Origin of the sequence: Bradyrhizobium sp. BRP19 (genome assembly GCF_020194195.1) — a bacterium.
GTDB lineage: Bacteria > Pseudomonadota > Alphaproteobacteria > Rhizobiales > Xanthobacteraceae > Bradyrhizobium > Bradyrhizobium yuanmingense.
The window spans coordinates 1-397 of sequence record NZ_JADYVZ010000220.1; the positions used below are offsets into that span (position 1 = coordinate 1).

At 66.5% G+C, this 397-nt stretch carries 1 pseudogene; it reads right to left on the reverse strand.

The features are described 5' to 3' along the window. Window positions 1–397: pseudogene (locus I6F36_RS39270) on the reverse strand (malto-oligosyltrehalose synthase); the annotation flags it as partial.

The following is a 397-nucleotide window of genomic DNA, read 5'->3' on the forward strand; positions in this document are numbered from 1 at the left end:
CCCTGCAGCTTGCCTTCGGCGATCAACCGCTTCACGAGCAGATGGATCGCCTCGAACGTGCCGGCATCCTCGACGCGGATGCCGGCGAGATTGTTGATGTCGAAGAAGCGGCGGTAGTTGATGTCGCTGGAGGCGAGCCGCCAATGGCCGAGCTTGTAGTGCTGGCGTTCGAGCAGGTGATGCAGCGCGAGCGTTTGCGCAGGCCGGCCCTCGCCGGCGCGATAGGTTGATAGCCCGCGCGCGATGATCTCGCCGGCGCCGGCGATCGCCTTCAGCTCCGCCTTGAAGGCCGGCGCCTCCTTCCGATTGGGATGCCGAAGTCCCCTGTAGCGCGACGCGAGCTCCAGGATGGCCTTGCCGGCATCGCTCTCGGCCGCATCAGCCTCACGCACGATCG